This window comes from Plesiomonas sp., assembly GCF_051650925.1.
In the GTDB taxonomy this organism is placed as follows: Bacteria; Pseudomonadota; Gammaproteobacteria; order Enterobacterales; family CAMTGL01; genus Plesiomonas.
Window position 1 is genome coordinate 1 of sequence record NZ_JBOFRH010000074.1, and the last position, 1467, is coordinate 1467.

Genomic DNA, 1467 nt, shown 5'->3' on the forward strand with positions numbered 1-1467 from the left:
TTATGGATAAAAAAAATAACGCTTCTGTTGTACGCCATATGACAATCAGTTTTGCTGTTGTGGTAGGTGCATTTATTGCCGCAAGTTTATTTTCGCTTGATGTTTCCGGCCGCTTAAAAAACAGCTTAGATTCAGTGATAGATGATGCAATGCCTGTCTCTAATACGTCATCAGAGCTGACACTGAGCTTACTGACAACCGATAAAGCCCTAACATCATTTATTGCTAATCAAAACCCGGCACTGATTACCCGTTATCAACAAGAGTTTGATCTTGGCCAACAGCAATATCGCCAGAATATTGAGCAACTTACTCAGTTAACACATGCAGAGTTGTCTTCTCCGGCAGAAAATTCAACCGAGGCTGACGTACAGACAGCAGACATACAAACTATAGATTCTGCACAGCTAACAGCACTCAGTGGTATCGAACAACGTTATTTTACACTGGCAAAAGCCACATTTAGCCGTTACGAGCAAATACTCAAAGGCCGCCTGAATTTAAATCAGGCTGTGCATACTTTTCAAAATAAAAAACTCGAACTGCAATATGGATTAAAAGCGCTGATTGATAATGGCAATAATGATGTACTAAAACTGACGAGTGACTCTTTTTTCAACAGTTTACGTGAAGTGGATAACACAACATCAGAAGCGTTAACCACAAAGGATATTGCTAGCATTGAGGCCGCTATCAAAAAAAATAAAATGAATGTTGTACGGCTCGATTACTCTTTCAAAGCGCTAGCTGCACAAGAGCCAATCCTCAGCGAACGCTATGGCACTCTGTTTCAGGGCTTTTTAACAGATGCTGGGCGCAAAGACGGCGTTTTGCAGCAACATGATGATTTTACCCGCAGTGAACTGGCCGTTGATCAAGATATCGCAACATTAGCAACTCTAATGAATAATGCCTTGGTATTGCTAAACACATTACGCCAGCAATCAACAGATCATGTTACTGAGTTAGCCGCGCAAGCAAACAGCAACTATACCCGTGGTTTTTGGTTCTCCGTTACGGTTTCCACTATTGTCGCCCTACTAGCAGCCCTGACCGGCTGGTTTTTGGCCCGTTCGGTTCGTAAACCAGTCCACGCTATTTTACAAACATTGCGTGATATTGAATCAGGTAATATGACCAGCCGGATCAATACGAAATCCAACAATGAGTTTGGTTTAATCGCTAATCATATCAATACAATGGCGGCTCGATTACACGATATTCTGGAGCAAATCGGCCATGCCTCTACACAATTATCACACGTCACCTTACTTAATCAGACAAACACCACCACCGCACAAAGTGCCGTAGAGTCACAACGTGAACAGACCACCAGTGTGGCTACCGCAATGGCTGAAATGGAGCATTCGGTAAAGGAGATCGCCCGCAGTGTTAACCACACGCTCGATCAGGTTTTAATGCTGGAACAGACGGTGACACAAAGTGATCGTTTAGTGCAGGATAATA

At 42.9% G+C, this 1467-nt stretch carries 1 protein-coding gene; it reads left to right on the top strand.

Annotation, left to right across the window (positions count from 1 at the left end):
• Positions 1–1467: methyl-accepting chemotaxis protein (locus ACRC27_RS01785; protein ID WP_438639042.1), on the top strand; the 1467-nt coding region annotated here is incomplete at both ends.